The organism is Microbacterium pollutisoli (genome assembly GCF_053586795.1).
This window is the reverse complement of the sequence record NZ_JBNYWT010000004.1, coordinates 162,053-177,216: the sequence shown is the minus strand read 5'-3', so window position 1 is coordinate 177,216 and position 15,164 is coordinate 162,053. Positions and strand designations below refer to the sequence as shown.

Below are 15,164 nucleotides of genomic sequence, written 5' to 3'. Positions count from 1 at the left end.
AGTTCACCCCTCCGAGAAGACCAGAAGGTCGACGGTTCGGCGGAAAGGCACGGGGATGCCAGGATGGATGCCATGAGGGGCATCATTCTCGCGGGGGGTTCGGGTACGCGGTTGCATCCGATCACGCTGGGGGTGTCGAAGCAGTTGATCCCGGTGTATGACAAGCCGATGGTGTATTACCCGTTGTCGACGTTGATGCTGGCGGGCATCGACGACATTTTGGTGATCACGACGCCGCATGATCGGCCGTTCTTCGAGAATCTGCTCGGCGATGGGTCGCAGTTCGGTATCTCGTTGACGTTCGCGACGCAGCCGTCGCCCGACGGGCTGGCACAGGCGTTCACGATCGGTGCGGATTTCATCGGTGATGACAAGGTCGCGCTCGTGTTGGGCGACAACCTGCTCTACGGGCCGAGCTTGGGCCGGCAGCTGAAGCGTTACGCGGACGTGGACGGCGGCGCGGTGTTCGCGTACTGGGTGGCCGAGCCACGTGCCTATGGCGTCGTCGAGTTCGACGGTTCGGGACGGGCGGTGTCGTTGGAGGAGAAGCCCGCGGAGCCGAAGAGCAACTACGCGGTGCCGGGTCTGTACTTCTATGACAACGATGTGGTGGAGATCGCCCGCGGCCTGCGGCCCTCTGCGCGCGGTGAGTATGAGATCACCGACGTGAACCGTGCGTATCTTCAGCGGGGGAAGCTCGCCGTGGAGATCCTCCCCCGTGGCACGGCGTGGCTGGATACCGGCACGTTCGACCAGATGACCGATGCTGCGGAGTATGTGCGGACGATGCAGCGCCGTACCGGCATGTCGATCGGGGTTCCTGAGGAGGTTGCGTGGCGGCAGGGGTTCTTGTCGGATGACCAGTTGCGGGTGCGTGCCGAGAAGCTGGTGAAGTCCGGTTACGGCGCCTACCTGCTGGAGTGCTTGGAACGGAGCCGCTGATGGGACGTCTGCTCGTGACCGGTGGGGCCGGGTTCATCGGGTCGAACTTCGTGCATCATGTGCTCGATCACACCGACCACGAGGTGACGGTGCTCGACAAGCTCACCTATGCCGGCAACCTCGCCTCGCTCGAGGGTCTGCCCGAGAATCGGTTCCGGTTCGTGCAGGGCGACATCGCCGACGCGGCCCTGGTCGACGAGCTGTTCCCGAAGATGGATGCCGTGGTCCACTACGCCGCCGAGTCGCACAACGACAACTCGCTGCACGACCCGCGGCCGTTCCTCGACACGAACATCATCGGCACCTACACGCTGCTCGAAGCGGCCCGCCGCCACGACACCCGGCTGCACCACATCTCCACCGACGAGGTCTACGGCGACCTCGAACTCGACGACCCGGAACGGTTCACCGAGACCACCCCGTACAACCCGTCCTCCCCGTACTCGTCCACCAAAGCCGGCTCCGACCTGCTCGTGCGCGCCTGGGTGCGGTCGTTCGGGGTGCGCGCGACGATCAGCAACTGCTCGAACAACTACGGCCCCTACCAGCACGTGGAGAAGTTCATCCCCCGGCAGATCACCAACGTGATCCGCGGCATCCGCCCCAAGCTGTACGGCGCGGGCGAGAACGTGCGCGACTGGATCCACGCCGACGACCACTCCTCCGCCGTGCTCCGCATTCTGGATGCCGGGGTCATCGGCGAGACCTACCTCATCGGCGCCGATGGCGAGAAGAACAACAAAACCGTCGTCGAACTGATCCTGCAACTCATGGGGCAAGACGCCGACGCGTACGACCACGTCACCGACCGGGCCGGCCACGACCTGCGCTACGCCATCGACTGGACCAAACTCCGCGACGAACTCGGCTGGCAACCCAAATACCAAGACTTCGAAGCCGGGCTTACCGCCACCATCGACTGGTACCGCGCGAACGAGGACTGGTGGGCACCCGCCAAGGACGGCGTCGAAGCGTTCTACGCAAGCAAGGGGCAGTGACCGTGGAGTTCTCCAAGCCGCTGGGCGCGACCCCGACCGGCATCCCGGGCCTGGTCGTGTGGGACCTGCCCGTGCACGGCGACAACCGCGGCTGGTTCAAGGAGAACTGGCAGCGCGAGAAGATGACCGTCGCCGGGCTGCCCGACTTCGGTCCGGTGCAGAACAACATCTCGTTCAACGACGCGGTCGGCACCACCCGCGGCATCCATGCGGAACCGTGGGACAAATGGGTCTCGGTCGCGACCGGCCGCATCTTCGGCGCGTGGGTCGACCTGCGTGAAGGCCCCACCTTCGGGGCCGTGTTCACCACCGAGATCGACCCGTCCCGGGCGATCTTCGTGCCCCGGGGCGTCGGCAACGCCTACCAGACCCTCGAGCCGGACACCGCGTACAGCTACCTCGTCAACGACCACTGGTCGCCCGACGCGGAATACTCCTTCCTCAACCTCGCCGACGAGACCGCCGCCATCGCCTGGCCCATCCCCCTCGATCAGGTGGAGATCTCCGCCAAGGACCTCGCCCACCCCCGCCTGGCCGATGCCACGCCCGTGCCGCCCCGGAAGATCCTCGTCGTCGGTGCCGGCGGACAGCTCGGTACCGCTCTGCGGGCAGAGTATGCCGGGGCCGCCCACGTCGAGTTCGCCACCCGCACCGACCTGGACCTCACCCGCGCGGACCTGGGATCGGCCCGCCGCTGGCGCGACTACGGCACCATCATCAACGCCGCCGCCTACACCGCCGTCGACACCGCCGAAACCCCGGAAGGACGAGCCGACGCCTGGGCGGCGAACGTGACCGCGGTCGCCGCGCTGGCCCGCATCGCGACCGAGAACCAGATCACGCTCGTGCACGTCTCCAGCGACTACGTCTACGACGGCACCGCCTCCCGCCCCTACACCGAGGACGACCCCGTCAGCCCCCTCGGCGTCTACGGGCAGACCAAAGCCGCCGCCGACGCGATCGTGACCACCGTGCCGCGGCACTACATCATCCGCACCTCCTGGGTGATCGGCGAAGGCCACAACTTCGTCCGCACCATGGCATCACTGGCCGAACGCGGCATCGACCCCAAAGTCGTCGACGACCAGATCGGGCGCCTCACCTTCACCACCGAACTGGCCCGCGGCATCCACCACCTGCTCTACACCGACGCCGCCTCCGGCATCTACAACCTCACCGGCGACGGCCAACCCGAATCCTGGGCCGACATCGCCCGCCGCGTCTTCACCCTCACCGGGCACGACCCCGCGCGCGTCACCGGGGTCAGCACGGACGAGTACTTCGCATCCGCCGCCGGGCCGATCGCGCCACGGCCACGCTGGTCGGTGCTCGACCTCGGAAAGGTTCAAAACGCCGGGTTCACCCCGAAGTCGTTCACCGATTCGCTTGCCGCGTATCTGCAGTGATCGGGCGCTGACGGCGCTCACGGTCACCCTCACGCCGGGCGAGTGCGCGCGACGGCGGCCAGGAGGCCGATGCACGCGGCATCCTCCGCCACGGCCACAACCCGGTCAGGGACCGCGGTCTGAGTGGTGACTTCCGTGCGGGCGCCTCCGAACAGGATGTTGCCCGCAAGCGCGGATACCGCGCCCACGATCGCAGCCCAGATGATGCGACCCTTGCCGCCGTACTCCGAGCCGAGTGCCGCGGCCGACACCGTCACGATGGCCACGCGGCCGATCAGTGCCGGCAGCTCCAGGCGCGACGGGATGCCGGGGAGCTTGTCACCGATGAGCTCGCCGGCGCCGAACAGGACGAGCACTCGGCGACCCCAGCGACTGCGCAGCACCGGCCAGCGCGTCCACGCGGCGGCCGACGAGGTGTCACCGTGCGACAGCGCGAGCATCGCCGCCGGTGCCATGGACCGCATGCCGCCGGCGAGCCCGAGCGCGGCGGCGCGGAGTGTCAAGCCGCGAGGCGGACGGGCGTGGGTCGGGGTGCGGGTGTGAGCGCTCATCATGTCCTCTGTCTTCGGCCGTGGGTGCCGCGAGTATAGGGACGCTCCGCCGCCGCGGGCGCGGGGCTTGACAGCGCGGTCGCACCCACCGCAGTCCGATGGACAAAGTGAGAAGAATCTCACACCGGGATCGATTTTCAGGGCATTGTGTTACCCATAGGGAACCCCCCGACCCCTCACTCACCCCCCGGAGTGTCTTTATGTCTCGTCGCCTTCTGCGGCGCCTCGGCGTCGTCGCGGCCTCCACCGCCCTCGTCGGAGCATCACTGGCTGTGACCGCACCGGCATCCGCCGCCACCGTCGCCAGCTGCACGTCGATGTCACTCGAACAGGTGCAGACGCGCATCCTGACCGAGACCAACGCCGCGCGCGGCAAGGCCGGGCTGAGGGCGCTCACCAGCAACAGCCAGATGAACACCGTCGCCGTGAACTGGTCGGGGAAGCAGGCCGCCGCGGGCCGGATGTCCCACAACCCCAACTACCTCTCGCAGATCCCGAGCGGCTGGACCGGCGCGGCGGAGAACGTGGCCATGGGGTACACCCCCACCAAGGTGACGACCGGCTGGCTGAACAGCCCCGGACACAAGCGGAACATCCTCGGCTCGTACACCCACATCGGGATCGGGGTGGCGTGCAGTTCGTCGGGGACGCCGTACTACACGCAGGTGTTCGGCAAGTACGCGAAGGCACCCGCCAACCCGAACGTGGTGCGCCTCGCCGGCGATGACAGGTACGAGACCGCTGCGCAGATCTCGTCGTCGACGTTCCGGGCCGGTGTGCCCGTGGTGTACCTGGCCAGCGGCACGACGTTCCCCGACGCACTGTCAGGCGCGTCATCTGCCGGCGTGGTGGGCGGCCCGGTGCTGCTCACCTCGCCCACCGCACTGACGTCCTCGGCGAAGACCGAGCTGCTGCGGCTGCGGCCGGCGCGGATCGTCGTGCTGGGTGGGCCGGGTGCGGTGTCGGATGCCGTGGTTCGCGCGGCCGACACCTTCACGACCGGCTCGGTGAAGCGTGCCGCCGGCGACGACCGCTATGAGACCTCGGCGGCGATTTCTGCCGCCACCTTCGACGCGGGTGTGCCGGTGGCCTACCTTTCCAACGGCGCCACCTTCCCTGACGCCCTGTCGGGTGCCGCTGCCGCCGGAACCATGGGTGGCCCGGTGCTGCTTACCGGGAAGTCCTCCATCCCTGCATCAGTGGTCGCCGAGCTCGACCGGCTGAACCCGCGCAAGATCGTGGTGCTCGGTGGTCCCGGCGCCATCACGGACGCGGTGGTCTCGAAGGCGCGTTCGTACACCTCGGGCGCCGTCTCGCGCCTGGCCGGCGCAGATCGCTACGCCACTTCGGCCGCGGTGTCGAAGGCCACGTTCGGTGCCGGCGTCGACGTCGCCTACATCGCCAACGGCACGACCTTCCCCGACGCCCTCTCTGGCGCCGCGGCAGCGGGTGTCGTCGGCGGGCCGGTGCTGCTCACCTCGGGTTCGACCCTGCCCGCGGCGGTCGCTTCAGAGCTCGCACGACTGAAGCCCTCGAAGATCGTGGTGCTCGGCGGCCCCGCCGCTGTCAGCGCGAACGTGGCCGCTCAGCTGGGCCGCTACGCCACCGGGTGAGGCCCGGCCTACTCGAGTAGCCCCCACCGCTCGGCCTCGAGCAGAACGTTCGCGCGCCCCGTGACGCCGAGTTTGCGCGAGAGCGAGCGCTGTTGGGACTTGATCGTGTTGACGGAGACGAACAGGGCGGCTGCGATCTCTTCGCGCGTTTGGTCCGTGGCCATCAATTGCAGCACTTCGAGCTCTCTCGCGGTCAGGCGGGGGATGTCCACCGGTTCGGCAGCGACGACCGGTGCCCGTTCGGGCCAGCCCGGCACCTCCGCCACGGCGAACTCGTGCAGCTCGCGCGGCATGACGATGAGCCGTTCACCCAGTTCGCCCGGTGCGTTCACGAGGGAAGCCAGCAGTTCCCGGGTGCGCGGCTCATCGCCGCTGCGACGTACGGCACCGGCGACGGTGACAACCCGATACGCCTCGAGGCGGGGCAGCCGAACGGTCCGCCGCCGCACTCCGACCGCGCGGGCAAGCCCTGCCTCCCAATCGCCGGAAGCGCTCTCGATCGTGGCGCGCGCGAGTTCGACCATGAGCTGACCGGTCGGTGCGCCGGAGAGTTCGGCCGTGGCACGCGACACGTCACCGCGAACAAGTTCGCGCATGGCACGGATGCGCGGAACCACGGTGCCCGCATACCCCTCGACCTCGTGCGGCACGAGTGACGCGCTGCCCAGCAGCCGTTCGAGGCCCGCAACCGACACACCCACCCGGAAGTGAAGGTGCATCATCGCTTCAAGCCAGAACGGCCACAATTCACCGACATCGCGCGTTGGAATCTGCTCCAGCGCGGTGAGTTCCGCGGCCACGTCGTGATCGGCGCAGAGCACAGCGGCCGCGACCCGCGCATGGGCCGTGACATGGGCCTCGGCCCAACTCGTCGTCCGGGGCAGGGTCGAGGCGATGGCGAGTTCGGTGCGCGCCACGTGCGGATCGCCGAACAGCGCGTGGATGAGCCCAGACTTGACGTAGGCGTCGCGATACATGACCGTCAACGACGAAGGCGGCGGGCTCTGCCGCGCTTGCGCGAAGCTTTCGAGAGCCCGGGTGAACTCACCGATCAGCATCTCGTTGATACCGTTCTGCACGTTGACGCCCAGTCGCCAGCCGCGGGTATCGTCGAACAGCACGTTCGCCGTGTTCAGCAACACCGCGGCCCTCCCGACCAGCTTGTTGCTCTGCACCGTCCTGCCGCGCAGACGAGCGCCGAATATCTTCGCCCCGACCTCGGCGATGGCGCGATGACCGCCGCCTGCGGGCACCGACATGTCGGACGGAGCATGACCGCTCACCATCGTGCGAAACATGCGCAGCGCGACACCGCGCACGTACGGCGCCGGAAGCCGGTGCAGCAGCGCGGCCATTTCATCGGGAGGGATCGCGAACCACGCTTCGAACGGAGCGGCGTTGATCAGCCTCGCCACCTCTTCATGGTCATCACGCGCCGAAGCGAGCCGCACCTCGTCGCCGACCGGCATAGCGACCAGCGCCGGCGCCTCGCCTGCCTCATCGGGCGCTGCCGGCCCTGCATTCTCCGCCATGCTCATCCCCCACGGAAAAACCATGGCGGGCTGTCCCGCCGAATGGCACACACAGGCCAGAGCCTACCGAAGCCGCGGCTCCCCTACCGATCGCGGCCCAAGCGCACCTTGCGCAGAATGACAGGGCAGACGACGGTGACGAGCTGCCTTCCGCGCGTTGGTGACCATGCGCTCGTCGAGCAGACGCACGAACCGAGTAATGGATGCCAGGGCGCAGAGCCCCGGCATCCACCCCGCGTCAGCGGACGACGGCGGTGACGGCGGCCAGGCGCGCGAGCACCTCGTGGCTGATCGAGCCCAGCAGCAGCCGGGCGAAGGTGCCGCGGCCGCGCGTGCCGACGACGGTCATCCGGGCGTCGGCGGCCAGTTCGTTGATCACGTGCGACGGGTAGCCCTGCTCGACCTTGCGGATCACCTGCAGGTCGGGGTAGTCGCTGGCCAGGCCGGCGAGAGCGAGCGACAGGATCTCCTCGGTGGCCTGCTGCATGTTCGTGATGTACAGCTCGGGGTAGACCGCCAGGTCGTTGCGCGGCGCCACCAGCGGTGTCCACACCGAGACGGCGATCAGCGGCTCACCCAGCCGGTCGGCCTCGGCGGCGGCGAACTTCAGCGCCGGCTCCGAGATCTCCGACCCGTCGATGCCGACGACCACGCCACTGCGCTGGTCGCCCAGGTCGATGTCGGGCACCACGACGACCGGCGAGTGCGCGGCGGCCGCGATACGGATGCCGTGCGCTCCGCGCGCAGGGCCCTCGCCGGGGCCGCGGTAGTCACTGCCGATAACCAGCAGCGCGGCGTTGCCGGAGGCGTCGACGAGCACCGAGACCGGGTTGCCCGATTCGACGCGCGTGGTCACCGGCACCCCGGCCGCCTCGACGCGGGCGGCCTCCCGGTCGAGCAGCTGCCTCGTCGCGTCGATGGCCGAGAGCATGACGTCCGCTTCGCCGACCGCTCCGATGGCGCCACCGACGACGGAGACGAGTTCGATGGGCTGGCGGCGGACCTTGGCGCGGGCGATGGCCCAGTCGACGACGCGCTCGGTGACCGGTGCCCCGCTGATTCCGACGACGATCGTGTTCGACATGGTGCGCCCCTTCGCTGGTTTATGCCTCACCCCACGCTATCGCCCCAGGCATCCCCGCGTCATCGCACACCGCCGGGACAAACCCGCCGCTCCACGTTCCCGCTCCCCGCCCCCCGCCGAGCCGCCCACCTCCGTCCGACCCGACCAGCTTTGGACCGTCCAGAGATGGGCGTCTCGGACAGAAGTGGGCGTCTCGCGCAAGGGGCCGACCGGCACCGCGCAAGCGAGCGACCCGCCACGCCGAGCACAAGCCCCACCGTCACATTGCGCAACCGGGAAACAAAACGGCCCCGCGGCGGCGTTTAGCCTGGGTGAGCGCATTCGCGCGTATACACAGCGAGGACATCCATGACGAAGAGACGTGTCGGCCTGGCCGCGATCACCCTGACCGCCGCCCTGGCCATCACCGCCTGCGCCCCGGGCGCTTCCGCCCCCGACGGCACCGATGCCGAGGGCACCGGACAGTTCACCTACGTGATCGCGAGCGACCCCAGCTCGCTCAACCCGATCAACGTCGGCGACCGCTGGGGCCTGACCGTCACCAACATCGTCTACTCGCCGCTGGCCCGCGTCGAGGCCGACGGCACCATCGTCAACGAGCTGGCCGAGTCGATCGAGCCGGCCGCCGACGGCCTGTCGGTCACCGTGACCCTCAAGGACGACCTGCTCTGGTCGGACGGCGAGCCCCTCACCGCCGACGACGTCGTGTTCACCTACGAGAACAAGGCCGTGCGCGAGAACGGCAACGCCGACCTGCTGTGGATCGGCGACGAGCCCATCACCGCCGAGGCCACCGACGAGCAGACCGTGGTCTTCCACCTGCCCAGCGTCAGCGCCGCTGCCCTGAGCAACATCGCGACCGAGACCTACATCATCCCCGAGCACGTCTACGGCGATGTCACCGACTTCTCGGTCGCCGAACTCGACCCGATCGCGGTCGGCTCCGGCCCGTACGTGCTCACCGAGTACGAGCGCGGCCAGTACCTGCGCTTCGCACCGAACGAGCACTACTACGGGGAGGCGCCGAACATCGCCGACCTGCGCCTGCAGATCGTCGCCAACGCCGACACCGTCAAGACGGCGCTGCAGACCGGTGAGGCCGACGCCTCGTTCGCCACGGCCGACCAGATCGACGAACTCGAGGCCGCGGGGCTGGACATCTACCCCTACGCCGAGGGCCGCGTCGCCTACCTGGGCCTGAACGCCGCGAAGCTCACCGACCAGAAGGTGCGCCAGGCCATCTTCTTCGCCCTGAACCGCGACGAGCTCAACGACGGTGCCTTCCTCTCGGACGAGTACTACGAGAACGCCTACACGATCCTCCCGCCGAGCAACCCGTTCGCCACCGAGGACGTCGAGAAGTACGAGCAGGATGCCGCGAAGTCGGCCGAGCTGCTCGGCGGTGCCGACGTGACCTTCACCCTGGCCTACGCCAGCAGCGACCCCGCCCAGTCGACCCAGGCGACGCTCATCCAGCAGCAGCTGGCCGAGGTGGGCATCACCGTGCAGCTGGCCGGTGTCGAGCCCGCCGCCGTCTACACCGAGATCGAGAAGGGCGCCGACTCGAAGTACGACGCCTTCCTCGGCGGCTACATCATGGGCCAGGACCCCGACGCCTACAGCCTGCTGTTCCGCAGCGGCGCCTCGGCGAACTACTTCTCGTACGCCAACCCCGCCACCGACGCCCTGTTCGACGCCGGCGCGGTGGAGCTGGACGAGGCGAAGCGCGCCGCGATCTACGCCGACCTGCAGGCGCAGATCGCCGAGGACGCGGTGTTCTTCCCGCTGGCCGACAACCTCAAGCTCCTCGCGGTCAATTCCCGCATCGGGGGCGTCGAGGAGGCCGGCCTCGTGCCGATCTACACGCTGGAGAACTTCGGTCTGCTGACCGAGAAGTGATCTGATGGATGCCGGGGACTCCGCTCGTGGGGATCCCCGGCATCCCTGCGTCTGTCAGCCCTGCATAGAGGAATCCCGCCGTGACCCGCTTCATCGTCCGCCGCCTGCTGCAGGTGGTCCCGATGCTGCTGGCGCTGACCCTGGTCGTGTTCCTGCTGATCCAGCTCGCCCCGTACGACGTGGTGGACGCCATCACGACGCCGAACATGTCGGCCGAGACCATCGAGCTGATGCGGCAGAAGTACGGGCTCGACCAGCCGGTGCTCACGCAGTACGCGCTGTGGCTGGGCAACGTGCTGCAGGGCGACCTGGGCTATTCGCTCACCAGCCGTCAGCCGATCGCGGCGGAGCTGGCCGCGCGCATCCCCAACACGATGATCCTCGTCGCCCCCGCGTACGTGACGGCGCTGCTGCTGGCGATCGCGCTGGGCCTGATCGCCGGATCGCGCAAGGGCCGGTGGGCCGACCGGTTCATCGACTCGATGGCGGGCGTGGGCATCGCCACCCCGTCGTTCTGGTTCGCGCTGCTGCTCATGTACGTGTTCGGCTACCAGCTGCGCTGGTTCCCCATCATCGGCATGCACTCGGTGGGCGGACAGGGCGACCCGCTCGACTTCCTCGCGCACTTCGTGCTCCCCTACACCGTGCTGGTCGTCGCCTTCTTCCCCGACCTGACCCGTTACGTGCGCTCGGCCACCATCGGGCAGTTCGGCCAGGACTACGTGCTCGTCCAGCGCGCCTACGGCGCCTCCCGCCGCCGGGTGCTGGGCGTGCACATCAGCCGCAACGTGCTGCTGCCGGTCGTCACGCAGCTGGGCCTGGCGCTGCCGATCCTCGTGACCGGCGCCATCGTGACCGAGTCGGTGTTCGCCTGGCCCGGCATCGGCCCCTACTTCCTCTCGGCGACCAAGAGCCTGGACTACCCCGTCATCCTCGCGGTACTGCTGCTGTCGGCCGTGCTCGTGATCATCGGCAACCTCATCGCCGACATCCTCTACGTGGTCGTCGACCCGCGCATCCGCATCGGCGGCACATCATGACCGCCGTCACCTTCGCCGCCGTCGCCCAGCGCACCCGGTCGTTCCGGTCGCCGGGCACCGTCGTGGCACTCGTGTTCCTCGCGGTGCTGGGGCTGGTCAGCCTGTGCGCACCGCTGCTGCCGCTGGATCCCACCACCAGCGACCTGCCCATCCGGTGGCAGGGCCCCTCGGCCGCACACTGGCTGGGCACCGACGACCTCGGCCGCGACTACCTCTCACGCGTCGTCTACGGCGGGCGCATCTCGCTGACGGTGGGCGTGCTGGCCATGCTGGCCTCCACCCTCATCGGCATCATCGTCGGCCTCATCGCCGGCTACGCGCGCGGCTGGCTCGACGAGGTGCTCATGCGGTTCGTCGACTTCCTCTCGGCGATCCCGTGGATGGTGCTGGTCATGGTCGCGAGCGTCTTCCTACGCCCCGGCCTGTGGACGATCATCATCGTGATCGGCATGTTCGCCTGGATGCCGACGGCGCGCCTGGTGCGCGCGGAGACCCTTTCGCTGCGGGAGCGCACCTACGTCGGCTATGCGCGGTTCCTGGGCGAGCGGCCACGCCGGGTCGTGTGGCGGCACATCCTGCCCGATGCCACCCCGACGATCATCGTCGCGGCGACGGCCACGATCTCCTCGGCGATGCTCACCGAGTCGGCACTGAGCTTCCTGGGGCTGGGCATCCAGCCGCCCATGGCCTCCTGGGGGTCGCTGCTCGAAGCCGCCCAGGGGTCGCTCGCGCGCTCCCCGCTGCTGGCCATCGTGCCGGGCCTGCTCATCCTGCTCACCGTGCTCTCGTTCAACGTCGTCGGCGACGCCCTGCGCCGGGCCGTCAGCGAGGAGGATGCCGCATGAGCGTCGAGCGGCGCGCGGGCGCCGATGCGCCCCTGCTCAGCATCGCCGGACTGACCATCGACCTGCCCACCCGCGACGGGCCGTTCCGCGTCATCGACCAGCAGTCGCTGGAGGTGCCGCGCGGCGGCATCGTCGGCATCGTCGGCGAATCCGGATCCGGCAAGACGATGCTGCTGCGCGCGATCACCGGCATCCTGCCCGAAGGCGCCGTGCGCACCTGGTCGCGTGTCGCCTTCGACGGGGTCGATGTGACCGCCGGCTACGAGAAGACGCGGCTGCCGATCTCGATGGTCTTCCAGGACCCGATGACCTCGTTCAACCCGCTCGCCCGCATCGGCACGCACCTGATCGAGGTCGCCCGGCGCGCCGACGCGTCCTCGCGCCGCCGCGCCGAGGCGGGCACGCCCACCCGGAGCCCGGCGATGTCGAGGCGCGCGGCGCGGGACCGGGCCGTCGACGCCCTGGCCGCCGCCCGCGTGCCCGACCCGGAGCGCGTGCTCGACCGCTACCCCCACGAGCTGTCGGGCGGGCTGCGCCAGCGCGCCATGATCGCGATGAGCCTGCTCGCCCAGCCCCGCCTGCTGCTGGCCGACGAGCCGACCACGGCGCTCGACGCGACGGTGCAAGCCGAGATCCTCGCACTGCTGAAACAGCTGCAGCGCGAACACGACCTCACCATCCTCGTCGTCACCCACGACCTCGGCGTGGTCGCCGCACTGTGCGACAGCGTGCGGGTCATGAAGGACGGCGCGATCGTGGAGAGCGGCACCGTCGACGCCCTGTTCGCCGCGCCCCGGCATCCCTACACGCGCTCGCTGCTGGCGGCCGTGCCCGGAGGTGCCGCATGAGTGAGGTGCAGCCGGCCCCCGAGCTCGTGCGTGTCGAGGGACTGCGGAAGACCTACCCGGTGCGCAACGAGTGGGGACGCGTCACCGGACAGCTGCATGCCGTCGACGGCATCGATCTGACCGTGCGCGCGGGCGAGCAGCTCGCGGTGGTCGGGGAGTCGGGCAGCGGCAAGTCGACCCTGGGGCGCCTCATCCTGCAGATGGAGAGGCCGACCGCCGGGCGGGTGCTGGTGCGCGGTGTCGACGCGTCGCCCGAGGTCGCGCAGGGCATGATGCAGGTGATCTTCCAGGATCCGTTCTCGTCGCTGAACCCGCACCGCACCGCACTGCAGAACGTGCTCGAGCCGATCACCGTCCGCGCCCGTCGGCGCGGGGTGGATGCCGGTGACGACCCGGGCGCGCTCCGTCCGCGGAGCCGTGCTGCCGGCGATGCACGCGACGACCAGGTGGCGACCGCGCTCGAGGCACTCGCCGCGGTGGGCATCGAAGGCGACGCCGTGCACAAGCGCCCGCGGGCGTTCAGCGGCGGCCAGCGCCAGCGCATCGCGATCGCCCGCGCCATCGCCCCGCGCCCGGAGTTCATCGTGTGCGACGAGCCGGTCTCGGCGCTGGACATGTCGATCCAGGCGCAGGTGACCGAGCTGCTGCAGGAGCTGCAGCGCGAGTTCGGCCTGACCTACCTGTTCATCTCGCACGACCTGTCGGTGGTGCGCGAGATCGCCGACCGCACCGCCGTCATGCAGCGCGGGCGCATCGTCGAGCTGGCCCCGACCGCCGAGCTGTTCGCCGCCCCGCGCCACGCCTACACGCAACGGCTGCTCGAGGCCGTGCTCGTGCCCGACCCCGCCGTCGCGCGCGAGCGCCTCGCCCACATCGCCGCGCGCCCCGCCGCCGCCCTGCCGGATCCCGGCGAGCGCCTGATCGAGGAGTCCCCCGGCCACTTCGTCGCCCGCTGACCCGCCGCGCCGCTTCCGCGCCGCCCCTTCCGCCGAGCCGCCTACTTCCGTCCGAGCCGCCCAGATTCGGACGGTCCAAAGCTAGGCGGCTCGTACGCACGTAGGCGGCTCGGTGAGAGACAAGGCGGCGAGGATAGGCGACGAGAATGGGGCGCGGATAGCGGAACACCTCGATGGCGCAGCACTGAGCACCCGCGTGCGCCAAACGGGCGTCACCGGTGATGAGCGTGGCATCCAATCGTTCTGCGAGTGCGAGATGTCACCGCTCGCTGCATTACGCATGCGCTGCTCTTGCTCGCCCACCCCGAGCCGCCTATCTCTGTCCGAGCCGCCCAGCTTCCGACCGTCCGAATCTGGGCGGCTCGGGCAAACGTAGGCGGCTCAGTGAGAGAAGGCGGCGAAGGGTCGCCGGAGCCGGCCGTGCGGCAGCGCGATAGCGTGGGGAGGGACCACCGCCGAGAGGAACACGATGACCACCACCCCCGACTTCGGACGCATCGGGCTCTGGCGCGCCGCCGCACTCCTCGACCCCGCCACGGCGACCACCGCCGAACGCCTCGGCTACGGCGCGATCTGGATCGGCGGCTCACCCGAGGCCGACCTCGGCATCGCCGAGCAGGTGCTCGACGCCACCGAACACGTGACGGTCGCCACAGGCATCGTCAACATCTGGAAGGCCGACGCAGCCGAGGTCGCCGCGTCATACCACCGGCTCGAGAAAACGCACCCGGGCCGCTTCGTGCTCGGGATCGGCATCGGACACCGGGAGACCCTCGGCGGCCAGTACCAGAAGCCGTATGCGGCGCTCGTGTCGTACCTCGACACGCTCGACGCCGAGGGCGTACCGGCCGCGCGTCGCATCATCTCCGCGCTCGGGCCCCGCACGCTGCGGCTGTCGGCCGAGCGCGCGGCGGGCACGCACCCCTACCTGACCACGCCCGCGCACACCCGCTTCGCCCGGGAGACCGTGGGCCCCGACGCACTGGTCGCCCCCGAGCAGCGGCTCGTTCCCGAGACCGATGTGGATGCCGCGCGCGCGGCGGGCCGGAAGTTCCTGAGCCGCTATCTCTCCCTGTCGAACTACCGCCGCACCCTGGAGTCGCACGGCTTCACCGCCGCCCAGCTCGACGACGGCGCGACCGACGAGGCGGTCGACGCCCTCGCCCCGCACGGCACGCCCGCGCAGCTCGCCGCCACGGTGCAGGGGCACCTCGACGCCGGTGCCTCCCACGTGTGCGTGCAGCTGCTGCCGGCCAGCATGGACCCGGCGCCCGGCCTCGAGGCCCTCGCCACCGAACTCGGCCTGCGCTGAGCGCGCCGGCGCGCACCGCGCCCCCTCAGCCCTCCCGCGAAACGCCCACGTGTGTACGAGCCGCCCACGTATGGCCGGTACACACCTGGGCGGCTCGTACAGAGCTAGGCGGCTCAGCGAAAAGGGGCAGGGGTCAGC

13 protein-coding genes are annotated in these 15,164 nt (G+C 69.7%); 10 read left to right on the top strand and 3 right to left on the bottom strand.

The features are described from left to right. Nucleotides 1–72 precede the first annotated feature (72 nt). Genes rfbA through ACQ143_RS10615 form a run of 3 tightly spaced genes read left to right on the top strand, consistent with a single transcriptional unit; the run spans nt 73 to nt 3,346 of the window. Nucleotides 73–942 (top strand): glucose-1-phosphate thymidylyltransferase RfbA, encoded by an 870-nt coding sequence (gene rfbA, locus ACQ143_RS10625; RefSeq protein WP_449570854.1) that lies wholly within the window; start codon nt 73–75, stop codon nt 940–942. Next, on the top strand, nt 942–1,940 hold the full coding sequence (gene rfbB / locus ACQ143_RS10620; protein ID WP_449570655.1) for a dTDP-glucose 4,6-dehydratase: 999 nt from the start codon (nt 942–944) through the stop codon (nt 1,938–1,940). Before rfbA ends, rfbB begins: the two co-directional genes overlap by 1 nt. Continuing rightward, the gene (locus ACQ143_RS10615) at nt 1,937–3,346 is read left to right on the top strand and encodes a sugar nucleotide-binding protein (protein ID WP_449570654.1); all 1,410 of its coding nucleotides are present in this window, start codon (nt 1,937–1,939) and stop codon (nt 3,344–3,346) included. The genes rfbB and ACQ143_RS10615 overlap by 4 nt, the downstream gene beginning before the upstream one ends. 29 nt (nt 3,347–3,375) lie before the next feature. Here the strand turns inward: ACQ143_RS10615 and ACQ143_RS10610 are convergent, their stop codons facing one another. Next, nucleotides 3,376–3,849, bottom strand: coding sequence for a DUF4126 family protein (locus ACQ143_RS10610; protein ID WP_449570653.1), 474 nt, complete (start codon nt 3,847–3,849; stop codon nt 3,376–3,378). A gap of 248 nt (nt 3,850–4,097) precedes the next feature. Here ACQ143_RS10610 and ACQ143_RS10605 point away from each other — a divergent pair, with 248 nt between their 5' ends. After that, nucleotides 4,098–5,510: a cell wall-binding repeat-containing protein gene (locus ACQ143_RS10605; protein WP_449570652.1), complete on the top strand. Its 1,413-nt coding sequence runs from the start codon at nt 4,098–4,100 to the stop codon at nt 5,508–5,510. 8 nt (nt 5,511–5,518) lie between these two features. On the opposite strand, the gene ACQ143_RS10600 is transcribed toward ACQ143_RS10605, so the two are convergent. Beyond that, on the bottom strand, nt 5,519–7,042 hold the full coding sequence (locus ACQ143_RS10600; RefSeq protein WP_449570651.1) for a LuxR C-terminal-related transcriptional regulator: 1,524 nt from the start codon (nt 7,040–7,042) through the stop codon (nt 5,519–5,521). Nucleotides 7,043–7,280: 238 nt separating this feature from the next. Beyond that, nucleotides 7,281–8,126: a universal stress protein gene (locus ACQ143_RS10595; protein WP_449570650.1), complete on the bottom strand. Its 846-nt coding sequence runs from the start codon at nt 8,124–8,126 to the stop codon at nt 7,281–7,283. Nucleotides 8,127–8,474: 348 nt separating this feature from the next. Here ACQ143_RS10595 and ACQ143_RS10590 point away from each other — a divergent pair, with 348 nt between their 5' ends. The 6 genes from ACQ143_RS10590 (at nt 8,475) to ACQ143_RS10565 (ending at nt 15,026) form a co-directional block, all read left to right on the top strand. Beyond that, the gene (locus ACQ143_RS10590; protein ID WP_449570649.1) at nt 8,475–10,025 is read left to right on the top strand and encodes an ABC transporter substrate-binding protein; all 1,551 of its coding nucleotides are present in this window, start codon (nt 8,475–8,477) and stop codon (nt 10,023–10,025) included. Nucleotides 10,026–10,105: 80 nt separating this feature from the next. Next, a complete protein-coding gene (locus tag ACQ143_RS10585) occupies nt 10,106–11,065 on the top strand; it encodes an ABC transporter permease (RefSeq protein WP_449570648.1) in 960 nt (319 codons plus the stop codon). Continuing rightward, nucleotides 11,062–11,910, top strand: coding sequence for an ABC transporter permease (locus ACQ143_RS10580; protein WP_449570647.1), 849 nt, complete (start codon nt 11,062–11,064; stop codon nt 11,908–11,910). Before ACQ143_RS10585 ends, ACQ143_RS10580 begins: the two co-directional genes overlap by 4 nt. Then, nucleotides 11,907–12,758, top strand: a complete 852-nt coding sequence (locus tag ACQ143_RS10575) for an ABC transporter ATP-binding protein (RefSeq protein ID WP_449570646.1) — start codon at nt 11,907–11,909, stop codon at nt 12,756–12,758. Before ACQ143_RS10580 ends, ACQ143_RS10575 begins: the two co-directional genes overlap by 4 nt. Further along, the gene (locus tag ACQ143_RS10570; protein ID WP_449570645.1) at nt 12,755–13,714 is read left to right on the top strand and encodes an ATP-binding cassette domain-containing protein; all 960 of its coding nucleotides are present in this window, start codon (nt 12,755–12,757) and stop codon (nt 13,712–13,714) included. The genes ACQ143_RS10575 and ACQ143_RS10570 overlap by 4 nt, the downstream gene beginning before the upstream one ends. A 469-nt stretch (nt 13,715–14,183) precedes the next feature. Beyond that, complete coding sequence (locus ACQ143_RS10565) at nt 14,184–15,026, top strand: TIGR03620 family F420-dependent LLM class oxidoreductase (RefSeq protein WP_449570644.1); 843 nt, start codon at nt 14,184–14,186, stop codon at nt 15,024–15,026. Nucleotides 15,027–15,164 lie beyond the last annotated feature (138 nt).

Coding starts and splice junctions, on each gene's coding strand:
- rfbB (WP_449570655.1), top strand. CDS start 942: ATGGGACGTCTGCTCGTGACCGGTGGGGCCGGGTTCATCGGGTCGAAC.
- ACQ143_RS10600 (WP_449570651.1), bottom strand. CDS start 7,042: ATGGCGGAGAATGCAGGGCCGGCAGCGCCCGATGAGGCAGGCGAGGCG.
- ACQ143_RS10595 (WP_449570650.1), bottom strand. CDS start 8,126: ATGTCGAACACGATCGTCGTCGGAATCAGCGGGGCACCGGTCACCGAG.
- ACQ143_RS10575 (WP_449570646.1), top strand. CDS start 11,907: ATGAGCGTCGAGCGGCGCGCGGGCGCCGATGCGCCCCTGCTCAGCATC.
- ACQ143_RS10580 (WP_449570647.1), top strand. CDS start 11,062: ATGACCGCCGTCACCTTCGCCGCCGTCGCCCAGCGCACCCGGTCGTTC.
- ACQ143_RS10565 (WP_449570644.1), top strand. CDS start 14,184: ATGACCACCACCCCCGACTTCGGACGCATCGGGCTCTGGCGCGCCGCC.
- ACQ143_RS10605 (WP_449570652.1), top strand. CDS start 4,098: ATGTCTCGTCGCCTTCTGCGGCGCCTCGGCGTCGTCGCGGCCTCCACC.
- ACQ143_RS10570 (WP_449570645.1), top strand. CDS start 12,755: ATGAGTGAGGTGCAGCCGGCCCCCGAGCTCGTGCGTGTCGAGGGACTG.
- ACQ143_RS10590 (WP_449570649.1), top strand. CDS start 8,475: ATGACGAAGAGACGTGTCGGCCTGGCCGCGATCACCCTGACCGCCGCC.
- rfbA (WP_449570854.1), top strand. CDS start 73: ATGAGGGGCATCATTCTCGCGGGGGGTTCGGGTACGCGGTTGCATCCG.